This window comes from Mycobacterium colombiense CECT 3035, from assembly GCF_002105755.1.
GTDB classification, from domain to species: Bacteria; Actinomycetota; Actinomycetes; order Mycobacteriales; family Mycobacteriaceae; genus Mycobacterium; species Mycobacterium colombiense.
Window position 1 is genome coordinate 1,284,817 of the sequence record NZ_CP020821.1, and the last position, 16,332, is coordinate 1,301,148.

The following is a 16,332-nucleotide window of genomic DNA, read 5'->3' on the forward strand; positions in this document are numbered from 1 at the left end:
GTCTTGGCGGAACGAGGCGGCGCCTGTGGAGGGCTTACTGGAGCGCTCGGCGGTGCTCGCCGAGCTGGGCAACGTGGCGCGGCAGGTTGCCCGCGGCGGGGCCGGGCGTCTGGTTTTGGTGCGGGGGGAGGCCGGGGTCGGAAAGACCGCGGTGCTGGATCACTTTGGCGCCGGCCTGGATTCGTCGATGCGGGTGCTGCGGGGCTGGTGTGATCCGCTGGTCGCGCCGCGCCCGTTGGGGCCGCTGATCGACGCGTTGGCCGGGGTGGGTCCCGCCGCGGCCGGCGCGCTGGACGCGGCGATCCAATCTGGTGACACCGGCGTGCTCTACCGGCGGCTGCTGTCGGTGTTGCGCGACGGGCACAGCTGGGTGTGGGTGATCGAAGACGCCCATTGGGCCGATGGCGCCACGCTGGATCTGCTGCGCTTCCTGGCCCGGCGCACCGAGTCGCTGCCGCTGCTGCTGGTGGTGTCCTACCGCGACGATGAACTTGACCGACAGCACCCGCTGTCGGTCGCCCTGGGGGACGTGGCCACATGCGCGGCGGTGCGCCGCATCGGGCTCGAGCCGCTGAGCCGCCATGCGGTGGCACAGCTGGCCACCGGCAGCGGGGTCAACGCCGAGCAGCTACACGAACTGACTGGGGGTAACCCGTTTTTCGTCACCGAGGTGCTGGCCGCCGGCCCGGCCGCGCTGACCCGGCAGGGCTTGCCCCGCAGCATCGCCGAAGCCGTGCGCGGCCGGCTGGCCCGCCTGTCGCCGGCCGCGCGCGAGACCGCTGCTGCCGTAGCGGTCTGCGGCCCACGCGCCGCTGTTGCCCTGGTGGAAAATGTCTGCTCCGCGGCCGGGGTCGGGCTGGCCGAATGCCTCGACGCCGGGGTGCTGGTCGAAGGGCACGACGTCATCGACTTCCGCCACGAACTGGCCCGCCGCGCCACCTCCGACCAGATCTCCAGCTACCAGCGCCGAGCGTTGCATAAACGGGCACTGGCGGTGCTGGCCGAACCACCCATCGATCCGGATACCTTGGCGGCGTTGGCGTTTCACGCCGAACAGGCCAGCGATACTGACGCCGTCATCCGTTATGGGCCCGCGGCCGCCGAGCGTGCGTCGGCGCTTGGCGCGAACCGGGAAGCCGCCGAGCTATACGAGCTCACGCTGCGCCACGCCGATAGCGTCCCGGTCGAACAAAAGGTGCGCTGGATGGAGCAGCACGCGGTGACCTGCTATCTGTGCGGGCTCGCCGAGGCGGCGGTGTCGTCGTGGCGCGAGGCGATCCGCTGGCGTCTCGCGTTGGGCGATCCGCTCGGCCAAAGCGAGAATCTGCGCTGGATGTCCCATGAGCTATGGGGCATGGGCCGCGTAAGCGAGGCCTTCGATGCTGCACAAGCCGCGTTAGAGCTGGTGAAAGACGCCGGACCGAGTCCGCAGCTGGGCTGGGCGCTGGCCAACTTGGCCGAGTTCGGGAGCTGGGGTTTCGACCCGGGCGCCGTTGATTACGCCGCCCAAGCCATCGCCTTGGGAACGCGCATCGGTGATAACGCCCTGGTTATCCGGGCCCGCGCTGCTGCCGCGACGGCACAGATCCTCACCACCAACACCGGTTGGGAACAGCTGGAAGCGACGTGGCGGGACGCGATGGCGACCGAAGCTCGCGGCGAACATGCCGGACTGCTGGCGACTCTCGTTTGCTTGCTGGCGGCGATGCACCACGACATCGATCGCGCCGATCGCTACATCACCGACTCGCTCGCCTACTGCCGTGACCACAACGTGTTCACCTTCGAGGCCTTAATCGTCGGGGTCGATGCGATGGTGCGGCTGCATCGCGGCGACTGGGACCACGCCCGCACAGCTGCCGAAGATCTGCTCACCCGGCCAGGCCTGGCCGCAGTGAACCGGATTCTGCCGCAACTCATCCTCGCCCTGATCCATGCGCGGCGCGGCCAGCACTCCGCCGTCACGCTGCTTGATGACGCCGTAGCCGGCGCCGAAACGGAGCACCTTCGGTTCTTCTCGGTGTGGGCAGCGCGCGCCGAGGCGGCCTGGCTGGCCGGCAATGACGACAACTGCCGCAGCGAAGCCCACGCAGGGCTGGCCACCACGGGTGCCCACGGTGACCCCTGGCTGGTCGGAGCGCTGCACCGCTGGCTGTATCTGGCCGGCGGCTGGTCCGTGGCCGACGGCGGCGACCCACGCACACCGTTCGAGTCAGAGATCCGCGGCGACTGGCAGGCCGCCGTCCAGGAATGGCAGCGGCGCGGCTGCCCCTACGAGGCGGCGATCGCCCAACTCGGCGGCGATATCGCCGCCGTGCAATCGGCGCTGGCCACCTTCGGCAGCCTCGGCGCCAAGGCCGCCGCACGGCGCGCACGGCAACGCCTCGCCGAGTTGCGTGGGCCCACCCGCCGCAGCCGCCGCGCCGACATCCTCGTCGACCCCGACGGGCTAACCCGCCGCGAAAGAGAAATACTGTCCCTGATCGCCGCTGGCCACAGCAACGCCGACATCGCCACCGAACTCACCATCAGCCACAGAACCGTCGCGCACCATGTCGCGGCGATCCTGGCCAAGCTGGGCGTGGACAACCGCATCCAGGCCGCCGCCCGCGCTCTGCAGCGCCAAACCGCCTCAGGGCTCTGACTCGACGTCTCGCGTCAAAAAATGGGCCTACTTGCCCATCAACCGCGCCCGCCCGCCGGCGCACACTACGCACAGGCGTCCCGGGGCGAGCCGCCCGGATATGCCATGTCCGCCAACTGAAACCCCACCGAAGGCAGGGAGCCGGCACATCATCAATCACACGGCAGCGACCCACCGGCCTGCCGATCGCTGCCGCAGCGGCCACCATCACGCCGCCATCGCATAAACGGGAACTGAACGCACGACCACACGTGAACTCATGATCGCCTTGGCCAACGTGGCGAACCTGGTTGCCGCCCTGGCGAATTGGGGTACGGGAACGGATAACGAAGGAAAACAGCATGAACACCAAGCACACCCCGAAGACAATCATCGCGAGGGCACTGCTGTCAGGCGGCGTCGCCGTGGCCCTTTTAGGCGTCGGAGCCGCTACCGCCCGAGCCGACCCATATCCGCATGCGGTGTGCAACGGCATGGCCTGCAGCTACGTGTGGTGTCCGGGCATGCCATTGCCGCAGCCGAATCATGGGCCGCCAGATTGGGACATGAACGTCTGCCACCACTTTATGGTCGGCAAGCTCGCTCCGAATTCCCCGCCGTGGGCTACTAACGGGGGACAAAATAGGCAAGTTAGCCCGATGCTGATTGAGGGCGATCCAGGTCCTTGCCCCGGTTGTGTGAGCTAACCCTGTTTCGGGTGTCAAAAATGGGCCCAATTGCCCATCAACCGCGCCCGCCCGCCGACGCACACTCTTAACTACACACACGCCCCGGCCCCGCTGCCGGGATGCGTCCGGTTCTGCCGACCGAAGACCCCACCGGAGACAAAGGAGCCGGCACGTGAACACCGAGCACAACCTGAAGAGGATTATCGCCAGGACACTCCTGTCAGGCGGCGTCGCGGTGGCGGCCTTGGGCCTGGCCGCAGGTACCGCCGAAGCCGACCGCGGATTCATGCCGTCGATCCATGGCCTCTTGCCCGAAGACGGGCCCGTGCCGCCGGGCGCATCCGGGCCGTACAAATGTTGCCCCGGAGATGGAATGGGAATTCGCGGAGCGACCGGCCACGGCTGCCCGCCCGGTTCACAGGGGCTTGGCGTCAACTGGGACAGGTCTGTGTGCCACACCTGGTGGGGCGTCCTCTGGGGTCACGGAAACGTTGACACCAGTGTGTGGGAGGGAACCGATCCGCCGCCGCCGGAGGCGACGCAGAAGCCACCGTGCGGGTTCCCCTTCATGTGCTCGGGGACGCCGTGATGCGCACCGCGCGAATATGGCCCCGCGCTGTGGACCGAATTACGTTGTCTGACGGATCTATTCAGCCGCCGTGGTTGCCAGCCGACGGGCATGGCTTTGGCCGATTGTTGGGATCGGTAGTGCACCGAAGGCTTGTGTACTTAGTCGAGTAGCAGCCAATTGTTCCTGGGTGTTCGTCAGCAGCAAACCGTCCGGAAAGGACGTGAGGCCATGTCACATCATCGTCCAAAGAAGGCCATCACCAGCGCGCTTGTATCGGGTAGTGCGGCAGTCCTATTCGCGTTGTCGGCAGGTCCGGCCCATGCCGACACGTTTTCTCCGCAGCCGCACAACTGGTGTCCTGGTCAGGGGTTGCCGTTCCGCGGCATCCAATGGGACATGGGTGTGTGCCATACCTGGTATGAGGTCCCGTTCGGCCAGGGCAATGTGCGGATGGTCGACACACACGGAAATCCGGTGAACAGCTTCGTGTCGGCGGACACTCCGGCCCCGGTGTTCACACCTCCACCGTCGCCGCCGCCACCACCCCCGCATCCCTTCTGCACCCCGCGCGGCAACCTGATCATCATCCCGCCCATCTGCGACGAGATCGGCGTGCCCGACTGACCTCAGCCGAGCAGGTCGGCCAACGACGACTGCGGGTCGCACAGTTTGTCGACGTCGACCGGCGCCTGGGCCCGGATCAACGCCTTGACGTCGTCGAGCACATCCCAGACGTTGACGTTCATTCCGGCCAGCACCCGGTCGTCGCCGTCGAGCCAGAACGCGACGAATTCACGGCCGGCGACGTCGCCGCGGAACACCACCCGCTCGGAGTCGGGCGCGTGCCCGGCGTATTCCATGCCGAGGTCGTATTGGTCGGTGAAGAAATACGGCAACTCCGCGTATTCGCCTGGCGTGCCCAGCATTCCGGCCACCGCGACCGCGGGCTGCTTGAGCGCGTTGGCCCAGTGCTCGGTGCGGATTTGGGTGCCGAAGAGCGGGTGCTGGGCCGCGGCGATGTCGCCGACGGCATAGATGTCGGGGTCGCTGGTGCGCAACGAGGCATCGACGAGCACCCCGCCGTCGCCCATCGACAGCCCCGCCTGCGCGGCGAGTTCGGTGTTCGGCTTGGCGCCGACGGCCACCAGCACGGCGTCGGCCGTGATCGCCGCCCCGTCGCGGGTCCGCACTCCGGTCGCCGCCCCGTTCGCCCGGGTGATCTCCTCGACCTCGGTCTCGAGCCGCAGGTCCACGCCGTGCTCGCGATGCAGGGTGGCGAACACCTCGCCGACGGTTTCGCCGAGCGCGGCAAGCAGCGGTTGCCTGGCCGCCTCGATCACGGTGACCTCGACCCCGCGCTGACGGGCGCCGGCCGCGACTTCCAGCCCGATCCATCCGGCGCCGACGACGGCCAGCGACGCGCCCTCGGTCAGAACGGAATCCAACGCCACCGCGTCTTCGTAGGTGCGCAGGTAATGGACGCCGCCGGCGTCCGAGCCCGGTATCGGGGGGCGCCGCGACGCCGAGCCGGTCGCCAGCAGCAGCTTGTCGTAACCGACGGTGGTGCCGTCCGCGAGACCCACGGTGTGGCCGGCGGCGTCCAGATCCGACACCCGGGTGCCCAGCCGCAAGTCGACGTTGTTATCCCGGTACCAGTCGGAGTTGCGGACGGTGAAATCGGTCAACGACTTCTTGCCGGCCAGATACTCCTTCGACAGTGGGGGCCGCTCGTAGGGCAGATGCTCCTCGTCGGCGAATACCACGATGTGACCATCGAAGTTGTTGTCGCGCAATGCTTCTACGGCTTTAGCCGCCGCAAGCCCGCCGCCGACGATCACGAAGCTGGTCGAACCGGCCATGATGGGCGCTCCCTTCCTTCGAAGGATTCCAGCCTACTCGCGAGCCTTCACCCCAACAGGTCGCGCAAGGCCAGCGCGTTGCGGACCGCATGCCCGCCCAGGTCGTTGTTGAAATACATCCACACGTCCCTGCCGTCGCGGTCCCACTGGGCGATGCGGTCGGCCCAGCGTCGCAGGTCGGCGCCGGAATAGGAGCCGGCATAGTTGGCGTCCGGATCCGGGCCGTGCATCCGGATGTACACCAAATCGGTCGTCGCTCGGGGGATGCAGTCCAGTCCGAGCCCGCTCATCACCACGTAGGCGGCGCGTCGGCGTTCCAGTAACTCGAACACGGCGGGGTCATTCCACGACGGGTGGCGCAATTCGACCGCGACGCGGATCGATTCGGGCATGCGGGCCAGGAAGGAATCCAGGCGCGCGTCGTCGCGCTGCTGCTCGGGGTGCAGCTGCACGAGCAGCACCCCGTGTCGATCACCCAGTAGCTGCCAGCAGCGCTCGAACCGCTCGATCCACGGCTCCGGTGAGGCCAGCCGCCGGTAGTGTGTCAGGCCGCGATGCGCCTTGACCGACATGGTGAAGCCGTCCGGAAGCTGCTGGCGCCAGCCGGTAAAGGTCGAATCCTGGGGCCAACGGTAGAAACTCGCGTTCAGCTCGACGGTGTCGAACACCTCGACGTAGCGGGCGAGCCGGCGTCCCGACGGCGTCCCGGTCGGGTACAGCACGTTGATCCAGTGGTTGTAGGACCACCCCGAGGTGCCGATGCGTATGGTCACGGGTCGCTCAGCCGGTCACCCGCCGACGCACGTCGTCGTCCAGCGAAACCCTGACCAAGGCGGCGGCGAGCCGCGCATTGTCCTGCGGTGCAAGCGATCCCAATTTCTTCGGGTCGGCGGGAAGGCCCAGTCGCTTGGCGGTGCCGGTGGTGCGGTCGTCGAAGTGCGGCCGCACCCACGTCCACACGTCCTGAACCTCGCGCAGGTAGATGTCGGCACCGGTGTCACCGATTCCCTTGAACTGCTTGAGCATTCGTTTCGCCGCGGCCGAATCATGCCGGCTGCGCTCGGCCAGCAGGCGCAGATCACCGGAGTACTCGTCGCGAACGCGCTCGGCCATGTCGGCGAGCCGGGTCGCCGAGCTCTCGTCGTAGCGCACGTAGTGGGCGCGTCCGAACGCGTCGATCATGGTCTGCCGGTTCGCCTGAAGCACGGCTTTGGGGGTTCGCAGGCCGGCTTTGAACAGCTCGCGCGCGGCGGCCGTGGCGATGCCCGCGTCGATCGGCTTGCTGGCCAGCATGCACAGCACCAGGAGCTCGAAGAGCGGCATCGGCTTGTCGCTCATCGTGATACGTGCCTGCGCGGCATAAGTGGTACCGGCAACGTCGAGCAGTCGTCGCACCCGCTTGTCCATAGGCACCCGCGTACCCGCGCCCTGCGCGGACAAACGGGACCCGCTATTTGGGCGGCAGGCTGCGCGCGTACCCGACTCCGCGGGTCACCCAACCGCCGAGCTGGCGTTCGGTGTGCACGCCGGCGGGCTCCACGCGCAACCAGCCGCGGGTTTCCCGGCCGGCCATCACCATCGGGCTGACGTGCGCACGTTCGACGAGTTTGTCGGTGTCTTCCCGCGGCACCCGTACCAGCAGCCCGCCCTGCCCGCTGACGGCCACGGACATGTTGCCGTTGATCAGAAACGCCAGGCCGCCGAACATGGGCTTTTCGTCGACACCCGATTCGGTGCCGAGCAGCTCGCGGATTCGGTTGGCCAGGTCTTCGTCGTAGGCCATGGCACGACCCTATTCCCGCGCTCCGACAGGCGTGGCCGCGTCAATCCAGATCGACACGGATCGTCAGCAGGTCGCTGCCCATCAGTCGCACCACCGCGCTGTTCAGCCGCGGCAGGTTGCCCAGCCGCCGCACGGCGTCGTCGTCGGGTAGCAGGTGCGCGGTGCCGTTGCGCCACCGCCCGCCGACTCGTACGCGGACGGCGGGGTCGGCTTTGATGTTGCGGACGTAGTCCGAGTGCTCGCCGTGCTCGGAGACCATCCAGAACTGGTTGTCCACGACGCGGCCGCCCACGGCGGTGCGCCGGGGCTGTCCGCTCTTCCGGCCGGTGGTTTCCAGCATGGTCATGGGCAATTGGCGACCCACCGGGTTGACCACCAGCCGCTGAACACGATGGACGACTTGCCGTTTCAGTTTCGCGAAGTCACTCATACCCCGCGATTCTGCCGCAAAGAGAGCGGCCGCCGCATGGGCGGCGGCCGTCTCGTTGTGCGGTTTTTACGTCGCGTAGGCGACGAATTGACCACCGGGCAGGAAAACGCCCCACTGGTTTACGTCCGGGTTGAATACGACCGGGTAATCGCCCGGTTGACCCGGAGGCGTCCAGCGCGCCGGGTACCCGTAACCAACCGGGTCGTTGAAGTGGCCCGGCGGCGGGAATCCGCGCTGCCCAGGCGGAAGCGGCGTGCCCGGCCCGTTGCAGTTCGCGCCCGGGCCGCCAACGCAGCCTGGCACCGGCGGGTTGGGCCCCTGCGGGTCGGCCTGCGCGAATCCGGCGCCCACTCCGAGAGCACCCGACGTCAAAGCGCCCGCAATCGCGGCGCTGGCAGCAATTCTGTTCAACCTCATGATGAACTCCTTACCCAGCCGCTATGCCCACCATCGGCGGGCTCACGGCGTGATTTGTTGTTCGTCACCCGCGCCCTTGTTGACGTCGGGCTTAGAGGTCATACCCCCCTCGGCCGGTCTTCCCTCTGCGCCCATAGATACCCGGCCCCGGGGGAGGCCGAAACCTGCCGGCCTTCCCCGGGGGTGCCGCGCCAGCAACGGCTGAACACGCGTTCAGTCCGGTGTCAGGCGGCCACCGTCGCGGCCTGGGGCGCCGGTTCCAGCGCCTGTGCCACGATCTCGGCGACGTCGGTCATGGGCCGCACGTCCAGCGCCTCGAGCACCTCGCCGGGCACGTCATCCAGGTCCGGCTCGTTGCGGGCCGGAATGAAAACCGTTGACAGCCCGGCACGTTGGGCCGCCAGCAGTTTCTGCTTGACGCCGCCGATCGGCAGCACCCGGCCGTTCAGCGTGACCTCACCGGTCATGCCGACGTCGGAGCGGACCTGACGTCCGGTCGCCATCGACACCAGCGCGGTGACCATGGTGACACCAGCCGACGGGCCATCCTTGGGCACCGCACCCGCGGGCACGTGCACGTGGATGCGCCGGTCCAGCGCCTTGGGATCGACGCCGAGCTCCGGAGCATGCGAGCGCACGTAGGACAGCGCGATCTGCGCCGACTCCTTCATCACGTCGCCCAGCTGGCCGGTCAGCTGCAGACCCGGCTCACCGTCGGTAGCGCCGGCCTCGATGTACAGGACGTCGCCGCCCAGGCCCGTCACGGCCAGGCCGGTGGCCACGCCCGGCACCGCCGTGCGCTCGGCCGACTCCGGCATGAACCGCGGACGCCCCAGGTAGTCAACGAGATCCGGCTCGTCGATGGTCAGCGACGCCGGATCGACCGCCAGCTTGGTGGTCGCCTTCCGCAGGGCCTTGGCCAGCAGCCGCTCGAACTGCCGCACCCCCGGTTCGCGGGTGTAGTCGGCGGCGATCTTGCGCAACGCGGCGTCGGTCACCGCGACCTCGTCCTCGGTCAGCGCCGCGCGGTCCCGCTGCCGGGGCAGCAGGTAGTCGCGCGCGATGGCGACCTTGTCGTCCTCGGTGTAGCCGTCGATGGCCACCAGCTCCATACGGTCCAGCAGCGCCGACGGGATGTTCTCGATCACGTTGGCGGTGGCCAGGAACACCACGTCGGACAGGTCCAGGTCCAGATCCAGGTAGTGGTCGCGGAAGGTGTGGTTCTGCGCGGGGTCCAGCACCTCGAGCAACGCCGCGCTCGGGTCGCCACGGTAGTCGGAGCCGACCTTGTCGATCTCATCAAGCAGCACAACGGGATTCATCGATCCCGCCTCGCCGATCGCGCGCACGATCCGGCCCGGCAGCGCGCCGACATAGGTGCGCCGGTGCCCGCGGATCTCGGCCTCGTCGCGCACACCGCCCAGGGCGACGCGCACGAACTTGCGGCCCAACGCGCGGGCCACGCTCTCGCCCAGCGAGGTCTTGCCGACGCCGGGGGGCCGGCCAGCACCATCACCGCGCCGGAACCACGTCCGCCGACCACCTGCAGCCCGCGCTGGGCGCGGCGCGCCCGCACGGCCAGGTATTCGACGATGCGATCCTTGACGTCGTCCAGCCCGTGGTGGTCGGCGTCCAGGATCTCGCGCGCGGCCTTCAGGTCGGCGGAGTCCTCGGTCTTGACGTTCCAGGGCAGGTCGAGCACGGTGTCCAGCCAGGTGCGAATCCAGCCGCTTTCCGGGCTCTGGTCGCTGGAGCGTTCCAGCTTGCCGACCTCGCGCAGCGCGGCCTCACGCACCTTCTCGGGCAGCTCTGCCGCCTCGACGCGGGCGCGATAGTCATCGGAGCCGTCGGGTTCGCCCTCGCCCAGCTCCTTGCGGATGGCGGCCAGCTGTTGGCGCAGCAGGAACTCCTTCTGCGTCTTCTCCATGCCCTCGCGCACGTCCTCGGCGATCTTGTCGCTCACCTCGACCTCGGCCAGGTGGTCGCTGGTCCAGTCGATCAGCACCCGCAACCGCTCGGCGACGTCGACCGTCTCCAGCAGCTGCCGCTTCTGGGCGTTGGTCAGGTAGGACGCGTACCCGGAGGTGTCGGCCAGCGCCGACGGATCGGTCAGCCTGTTGACGTAATCGATGATCTCCCAGGCCTCGCGGCGTTGCAGCATGGCCAGCAGCAGCTTCTTGTACTCCGCGGTCAGCGCCTTGATCTCGTCGGTCGCCTCGGCCTCGGGGACCTCGGTCACCTCGACCCACAGCGCCGCGCCGGGTCCGGACGCGCCCGCCCCGATCTGGGCCCTGCGCTCGCCGCGCACCACGGCGGCGGTGCCGCCGCCGGCGATGCGACCGACCTGCAGGATCTTGGCGATCACGCCGTGCGAGGGATAGCGGTCCTCGAGCCGGGGGGCGATCAGCAGCTGTCCCGATTCGCTCGCCGCAGCGGCGTCGATCGCCGCGCGGGCGGCGTCGTCCAGCGCGATCGGCACCACCATTCCGGGCAGCACGATGGTGTCAGTGACAAACAGCACCGGCACCGACTTGGCTTCAGCCATCAAATCCTCCAAAAGTTGAGTCTGATGCGCTTAACCCAGCCCGGCGGCGGTTTGTTCCCAAGAGGGACGTCTGCGCCGAGTCCTGCGGCCAGCTTCACATTGGGTCCCGAAGGTGCGGCCAGCTTCACACTCGTCGCCAACTGCGTACCGCGATGAACGTGAACCTGGCACCCGCACCAGCCTTGTCGGGACCTCAACCCAGGTGAGCCCGAGCCCACCAGTCGGTGACCAGCGCGGCATATTCGGCGGGTTTTTCCTCCCAGCAGAAATGCCCGGCACCGGGAATCAAGTCGACCCGGCTGTGCGGAAGGCGCTGCTGCAAGAATTTGGCGTTGACCGGGGCACCACCTGGTCGTCGGCCCCGGCAACGATGCGTACCGGCGTCTGGATCCCGGGCAGCAGCTCAGCCAATTGGGGCAGGTACTCGCGGTAACTCTGGGCGTACGGGATGGTTCTCGCGAAGCGGTCACCCTCGTACGCGGACATGTAGTCCCCGCGGATTTCGTCAGAGGGTTGGTAACCCGCGATGGTGCCCAGCGCGATCTCGACGACGGCACAACCGCCCAACTTTATGTACGGCTCGAGATCGGTGGCCTCAACCCAATCCTTCAAGACCCCGGTGACCTGGATCGGCACCGCCGCGCCGCCGCTGCCGACGACGACACTGCGGAACCGGCCGGGCTGTGCCGCGGCCGCGAACAACGACGACGAAGTGCCGATGTCGGGGCCGACCAGGTGGGGATTGTCCAATCCGAACGTGTCCGCGATACGGACGATGAAGTCGCCCATCGCCTTCGGGTTCATCAGGGATTCGCGGTAATCGGATTTGCCGAATCCCGGCGGGTCGACCGCCACCACATGCGCGTGCGCTGCCAGCTGCTCCCAGCTTTGTTCAAACGCGTACACGCTCTCAGGCCAGGGGCTCATGAGGATCGCATCCTGGTCGCCGTGTCCGCCCTCGGCGAAACGCACCGAAAGTCCGTCGATCGTGGTGAATTGGGGACGAACTAGAGAACTCATTGCCACTCCTAGTGCTCGGATGCAGCCAATGATGCGCTGCCTGACGAGCGCGAAGAACCCGAAATCGGACCTGTATCCCACACAATCCGCCGCGGCGGCGCTGTTGACCGCGCGTCACTGATCGAGGGGACCAAACCGCTTGAGCTGCGTGACGTGCTGGGGAGTCAGCTCTTCCAGACAGGTGACGCCCAGCAGCGCCATGGTCCGCAGGATCCCGCTCGCCAGGATGTCGATCGCGCGGCTCACCCCGGCCTCGCCGCCGGCCATCAGGCCGTACAGGTAGGCGCGCCCGACCAGGGTGCAGCGGGCCCCCAGCGCGATCGCGGCAACGATGTCGGCGCCCGACATGATGCCGGTGTCGAGCAGGATCTCGGTGTGCTTCCCGAGCTCACGCGCGACCGTGGGCAGCAGGTGAAAGGGGATCGGGGCCCGATCTAATTGGCGCCCACCATGATTGGACAACACGATGCCGTCGACGCCGCGGTCGACGACGGCCCGCGCATCCTCGAGCGTCTGAATCCCTTTCACGACGAGCTTGCCGGGCCATTGCGCCTTGATCCACTCCAGGTCGTCGAAGGTGAGGCTGGGATCGAACATCGTGCTGAGGTATTCGGCCACCGTGCCCGGCCAGCGATCCAGCGACGCGAACGCCAGCGGCTCCGTGGTCAGCAGATCGAACCACCATTTCGGGTGCGGCACGGCGTCGAGCACGGTGCGCAGCGTCAGCGTCGGCGGGATCGTCATGCCGTTGCGGTTATCGCGCAGCCGCGCACCGGAGACGGGAACGTCGACGGTGGCCAGCAGCGTGTCGAATCCCGCCGCGGCGGCGCGCTTCACCAGCTGCATCGACCGCTCGCGATCGCGCCACATGTAGAGCTGGAACCACTTTCGGCCCTGCGGGACGGCGGTCACCAGATCCTCGATCGCGCAGGTGCCCAGCGTGGACAGGGAAAACGGGATGCCCGCCCGGGCCGCCGCGTGCGCGCCGGCGATCTCACCCTCGGTGTGCATCAAGCGGGTGAAACCGGTGGGCGCGATCCCGAACGGCAACACGACCGGCTGCCCCAGCACGTTCCAGCCCGCGGTGACGTGGGAGACGTCGCGCAGGATGGTCGGATGAAACTCGATGTCGCGGAACGCCTGTCGCGCACGTTGGATGGACAGCTCGTCCTCGGCGGCGCCGTCGGTGTAGTCGAACGCCGCCTTGGGGGTGCGCCGTTTGGCGATGGCCCGCAGATCCTCGATCGTGTAGGCGGCGTCGAGGCGGCGCCGGGTCGCGTTGAACCGGGGCCGCTTGAATTGCAGCAGCGGCGCCAGATCGCGCACCTTGGGCACTCGTCGTTGCACTGCCATGTGTGCAACCGTAGTCATATGGATCCGGCAGGCGACCCGTTCGATCTCAAACGTTTTGTGGACGCGCAGGAGCCGGTGTACGGCGACGTGGTCGACGAGCTGCGGGCCGGCCGAAAGCGCAGTCATTGGATGTGGTTCGTCTTCCCGCAGCTGCGGTGGCTGGGCGGCAGCCCCACGGCGGTGCGCTACGGCATTTCGTCGCTCGACGAGGCCCGCGCGTACTTGCGTCATGAGCTGCTCGGGTCGCGGTTACGTGAATGCACCAGGCTGGTCAACGAGGTGCGGGGCCGGTCGGCCGGCGACATCTTCGGCTCGCCCGACGACCTGAAGCTGTGTTCGTCGATGACGCTGTTCTCGAACGCGACCGACGATAACGAGGACTTCGTCGCGCTGCTCGACAAGTACTACGACGGCCGGCAGGACCGTCTCACGCTGGAGCGCCTAGGCCGGGCTTAGGATTCGCCAGCCCCGGCCCTCGACGACGACGGTGTCGACGACCTCCTGCGGCGGTGCCGCCGATCCCCCGATCACCTGCGCGCGGGCCGTGCCCAGCTTCGGCAGCGAGACCCGCAGCGGCTGGTCGTCGATGTTGAGCACCACCAGCAGTGCATCGTCGCCGTTGCGGGTTTCGTACACGTAGTGCAGGTTTTCCAGCAGCCGCGCGGTGGTGGCGGCCCCGTGCAGCCAGGGGTAGCGCCGACGCAACCCGACCAGATACTGGTGCAACCGCCAGGTCTCGACGCCGACGTCATCCAGTTGCAATGGGGGAGAGCCGAACTCGGGTCGCACCGCGTCGTCGCCGCCGTACCGCTCTTCCTTGACACCCCGGAAGCCGAGCTCGTCGCCGGCGTACACGCTGGGCACCCCGCCGATGGTCAGCAGCAGCACCAGCGCGTGGGCCACGTGCTCGGGCGCGTCCAGCCGGCTGGCGATGCGGGTGACGTCGTGGTTGCCGATGAACGTCAGCGGGGAGAAGGCGCTCAGAAAGTCGTTGTGGCGCTGCAACGCCCAATCGAGCTCGAAGAAGTTACCGTCGTTGAGGCTGCTCCAGATGGCCTTCCACAGCTCGTATTGCGTGGCCGAGTCGAAGGTTGCGGCCCGCACGACCGCGGCGTAGTCGCCGTGGATGAGCTCGCCGACGAACCAGGCATCCGGGTAGCGCTCGCGCACCCGCGGCAGGGTCGTGGCCCAGAAGTGCTGCGGCACCGCGTAAGCCGCGTCGAGTCGCCAGCCGTCGGCGCCGCGCGCAAGCCAGTGGGCCATCACGTCGACCGCGTAGTCGGCGACCTCGGGGTTGTCGTGGTTGAGGGTGATCAGCCCGGAGTGACCTTCGAAGGTGTGGAAGCGGCCGGGGCGCCCGCGAAACCAGCGCGCCGCCGCGTCGTCGTCGGAGGCCGCGCGGTAGCGTGCGAAATCCTCGCCGACGTGATTGAACACGCCGTCGAGCAGCACGCGCAGGCCGCGCCGGTGCGCCTCGGCCACCAGGTGGTCGAAGTCGGCGTCGTCACCGAGCCGGGGATCGATGCGGTAGTGGTCGGTGGTGTCGTAACCGTGTGTGCGCGAGGCGAAGATGGGGCCAAGCGCGATACCGGACGCCCCGAGTTCGATGGCATGGTCCAACCAGTCGACGAGCCGCCGCAACCGGTGTTCGTCCGGTTGCGGCGGCTCGTGTGACTGCGGCGTGGGGAACGCTCCCACGAACCCCAGCGGGTAGACCTGCCACCAGATGGCGTGCTGGACCCAGGCGGGTCCCGTCACGGCACTGGACACGGCGGCGCGATCAGCCGACGGTCGCCAGCGTCTGGGACGCGATGATCGCTTGCGCCACGCCGGAAACGATCGCCGCGGCCTTCAACGCCTCCTGGATGGTTTCCCGGCTGACACCCGCTTCGCGCAGCGTGTGCTCGTGGGCGGCCACGCAGTCCGGGCATCCGTTGATCGACGACACGGCGAACGACCACAGCTCGAAGTTCACCTTCTCCACGCCGGGATTGGCGATGATGTTCATCCGCAATCCCGCGCGCAGGTCGTCGTACTTGCCGTCCAGGAAGCCGCGGCCACGGTAGAACACGTTGTTCATGCCCATGATCGATGCGGCTCCCAGCGCCGCGTTGTATGCCTCGGCGGACAAAATGTCGGCCGCCTCGGCCCCAATCTCGCTGAGCACCTGCGTGTTCCGGGTCGCCGCGGCGCTGGCCAGCAGCGTGCCCCACAGCTGCTCCTCGTTGAGCTCGGTGGTGCGGGTGATCGAGCCCAGGTTGAGCTTGAGGTCCTTGGCGTACTCCGGTAGCGCTTCTTTGAGGTTGTCTACGCTCATCTCGCCTCCTAGTGCGACCTTATGCGATCAGGCCGCGATCAGGCCGACTGCTTGAGCAGCTCGGTGGCGTCCAGCGTCGGGTCGCCCTTGCGCCAGTTGCAGGCGCACAGCTCGTCGGACTGCAGTGCGTCCAGGACGCGCAGCACCTCTTCGACGTTGCGGCCCACGGAACCCGCGGTGACCGACACGAACTGGATCTCGTTGTTCGGGTCCACGAGGAAGGTCGCCCGGTCGGCCACGCCATCGGCGTTGAGCACACCGGTGCCCAGGCTGAGCTCCCGCTTGATGTCCGAGAGCATCGGGAAGGGCAGGTTCTTCAGGTCCTCGTGCTGCGCACGCCAGTTGAAGTGCACGAACTCGCTGTCGATCGAGACGCCCAGCACCTGCGCGTCGCGGTCTTCGAATTCGTCGTTCAGCTTGCCGAACGCGGCGATCTCGGTCGGGCACACGAAGGTGAAGTCCTTCGGCCAGAAGAACACCACGCGCCACTTGCCGGCGTGGTCCTCGTTGGTGATGGTGGTGAAGTAGTCCCCAGGCTGCTTGGCGTCGACCTTGGACAGATCGCCCGCGATCAACGCAGTGAGCTCGTAGGCGGGGAACTGGTCGCCGATGGTCAGCAGAGGCATGTCGCTCCTTATTTGGATTTACTCAAGATTAGCTTTCCTTCACCATGTTGCCGCGTACCCTAGTTGAAGTAAAGGTGATATTTCCCACTAGAGTTATAG

At 67.7% G+C, this 16,332-nt stretch carries 15 protein-coding genes and 1 pseudogene; 4 read left to right on the plus strand and 12 right to left on the minus strand.

What is annotated here, in order from left to right:
- Positions 1–25 precede the first annotated feature (25 nt).
- From B9D87_RS05920 to B9D87_RS26470, 3 genes are all read left to right on the plus strand, one after another.
- Positions 26–2,644 (plus strand): ATP-binding protein, encoded by a 2,619-nt coding sequence (locus B9D87_RS05920; protein ID WP_007771328.1) that lies wholly within the window; start codon positions 26–28, stop codon positions 2,642–2,644.
- Positions 2,645–3,484: 840 nt separating this feature from the next.
- Complete coding sequence (locus B9D87_RS26830; RefSeq protein ID WP_080598540.1) at positions 3,485–3,901, plus strand: hypothetical protein; 417 nt, start codon at positions 3,485–3,487, stop codon at positions 3,899–3,901.
- Between the two features lie 282 nt (positions 3,902–4,183).
- A complete protein-coding gene (locus B9D87_RS26470; protein ID WP_044485613.1) occupies positions 4,184–4,507 on the plus strand; it encodes a hypothetical protein in 324 nt (107 codons plus the stop codon).
- A gap of 2 nt (positions 4,508–4,509) precedes the next feature.
- On the opposite strand, the gene B9D87_RS05935 is transcribed toward B9D87_RS26470, so the two are convergent.
- From B9D87_RS05935 to B9D87_RS05975, 9 genes and pseudogenes are all read right to left on the minus strand, one after another.
- Complete coding sequence (locus tag B9D87_RS05935) at positions 4,510–5,742, minus strand: NAD(P)/FAD-dependent oxidoreductase (RefSeq protein ID WP_007771326.1); 1,233 nt, start codon at positions 5,740–5,742, stop codon at positions 4,510–4,512.
- A gap of 47 nt (positions 5,743–5,789) precedes the next feature.
- Positions 5,790–6,515: a DUF72 domain-containing protein gene (locus tag B9D87_RS05940; RefSeq protein ID WP_007771324.1), complete on the minus strand. Its 726-nt coding sequence runs from the start codon at positions 6,513–6,515 to the stop codon at positions 5,790–5,792.
- Positions 6,516–6,522: 7 nt separating this feature from the next.
- Positions 6,523–7,149 carry a hypothetical protein gene (locus B9D87_RS05945; RefSeq protein ID WP_007771323.1) on the minus strand — a complete coding sequence of 209 codons (627 nt, stop codon included), beginning with the start codon at positions 7,147–7,149 and terminating at the stop codon, positions 6,523–6,525.
- Between the two features lie 43 nt (positions 7,150–7,192).
- Positions 7,193–7,525, minus strand: coding sequence for a TfoX/Sxy family protein (locus B9D87_RS05950; RefSeq protein WP_007771321.1), 333 nt, complete (start codon positions 7,523–7,525; stop codon positions 7,193–7,195).
- A gap of 40 nt (positions 7,526–7,565) precedes the next feature.
- A complete protein-coding gene (locus tag B9D87_RS05955) occupies positions 7,566–7,955 on the minus strand; it encodes a nitroreductase family deazaflavin-dependent oxidoreductase (RefSeq protein WP_007771319.1) in 390 nt (129 codons plus the stop codon).
- Positions 7,956–8,021: 66 nt separating this feature from the next.
- Positions 8,022–8,372 (minus strand): hypothetical protein, encoded by a 351-nt coding sequence (locus B9D87_RS05960; RefSeq protein ID WP_040629864.1) that lies wholly within the window; start codon positions 8,370–8,372, stop codon positions 8,022–8,024.
- Between the two features lie 224 nt (positions 8,373–8,596).
- Positions 8,597–10,917 (minus strand): annotated as a pseudogene (gene lon / locus B9D87_RS05965) (endopeptidase La).
- Positions 10,918–11,202: 285 nt separating this feature from the next.
- Positions 11,203–11,937, minus strand: a complete 735-nt coding sequence (locus B9D87_RS05970) for an alpha/beta fold hydrolase (protein WP_085382796.1) — start codon at positions 11,935–11,937, stop codon at positions 11,203–11,205.
- Between the two features lie 114 nt (positions 11,938–12,051).
- Positions 12,052–13,290: an alpha-hydroxy acid oxidase gene (locus B9D87_RS05975; protein WP_007771311.1), complete on the minus strand. Its 1,239-nt coding sequence runs from the start codon at positions 13,288–13,290 to the stop codon at positions 12,052–12,054.
- 18 nt (positions 13,291–13,308) lie between these two features.
- Between B9D87_RS05975 and B9D87_RS05980 the strand changes: the two genes are divergently transcribed.
- Entirely contained in the window at positions 13,309–13,746 is a 438-nt protein-coding gene (locus B9D87_RS05980; protein WP_007771309.1) for a DUF1810 domain-containing protein, read from the plus strand.
- On the opposite strand, the gene B9D87_RS05985 is transcribed toward B9D87_RS05980, so the two are convergent.
- From B9D87_RS05985 to B9D87_RS05995, 3 genes are read right to left on the minus strand one after another with little or no spacing between them, the layout of a single operon-like run.
- Positions 13,732–15,060, minus strand: a complete 1,329-nt coding sequence (locus B9D87_RS05985; RefSeq protein WP_040629859.1) for an alpha-amylase family protein — start codon at positions 15,058–15,060, stop codon at positions 13,732–13,734. The two genes, B9D87_RS05980 and B9D87_RS05985, sit on opposite strands and share 15 nt — an antisense overlap.
- Before the next feature lie 10 nt (positions 15,061–15,070).
- Positions 15,071–15,607, minus strand: a complete 537-nt coding sequence (locus B9D87_RS05990; protein ID WP_007771306.1) for an alkyl hydroperoxide reductase — start codon at positions 15,605–15,607, stop codon at positions 15,071–15,073.
- Positions 15,608–15,645: 38 nt separating this feature from the next.
- Complete coding sequence (locus tag B9D87_RS05995; protein WP_007771305.1) at positions 15,646–16,233, minus strand: peroxiredoxin; 588 nt, start codon at positions 16,231–16,233, stop codon at positions 15,646–15,648.
- Positions 16,234–16,332: the final 99 nt, after the last annotated feature.

Excerpts from the sequence above, each read along its gene's own strand:
- B9D87_RS05935 (WP_007771326.1), bottom strand. The coding sequence starts at position 5,742 with ATGGCCGGTTCGACCAGCTTCGTGATCGTCGGCGGCGGGCTTGCGGCG.
- B9D87_RS05945 (WP_007771323.1), bottom strand. The coding sequence starts at position 7,149 with ATGGACAAGCGGGTGCGACGACTGCTCGACGTTGCCGGTACCACTTAT.
- B9D87_RS05950 (WP_007771321.1), bottom strand. The coding sequence starts at position 7,525 with ATGGCCTACGACGAAGACCTGGCCAACCGAATCCGCGAGCTGCTCGGC.
- B9D87_RS05955 (WP_007771319.1), bottom strand. The coding sequence starts at position 7,955 with ATGAGTGACTTCGCGAAACTGAAACGGCAAGTCGTCCATCGTGTTCAG.
- B9D87_RS05960 (WP_040629864.1), bottom strand. The coding sequence starts at position 8,372 with ATGAGGTTGAACAGAATTGCTGCCAGCGCCGCGATTGCGGGCGCTTTG.
- B9D87_RS05970 (WP_085382796.1), bottom strand. The coding sequence starts at position 11,937 with ATGAGTTCTCTAGTTCGTCCCCAATTCACCACGATCGACGGACTTTCG.
- B9D87_RS05975 (WP_007771311.1), bottom strand. The coding sequence starts at position 13,290 with ATGGCAGTGCAACGACGAGTGCCCAAGGTGCGCGATCTGGCGCCGCTG.
- B9D87_RS05980 (WP_007771309.1), top strand. The coding sequence starts at position 13,309 with ATGGATCCGGCAGGCGACCCGTTCGATCTCAAACGTTTTGTGGACGCG.
- B9D87_RS05990 (WP_007771306.1), bottom strand. The coding sequence starts at position 15,607 with ATGAGCGTAGACAACCTCAAAGAAGCGCTACCGGAGTACGCCAAGGAC.
- B9D87_RS05995 (WP_007771305.1), bottom strand. The coding sequence starts at position 16,233 with ATGCCTCTGCTGACCATCGGCGACCAGTTCCCCGCCTACGAGCTCACT.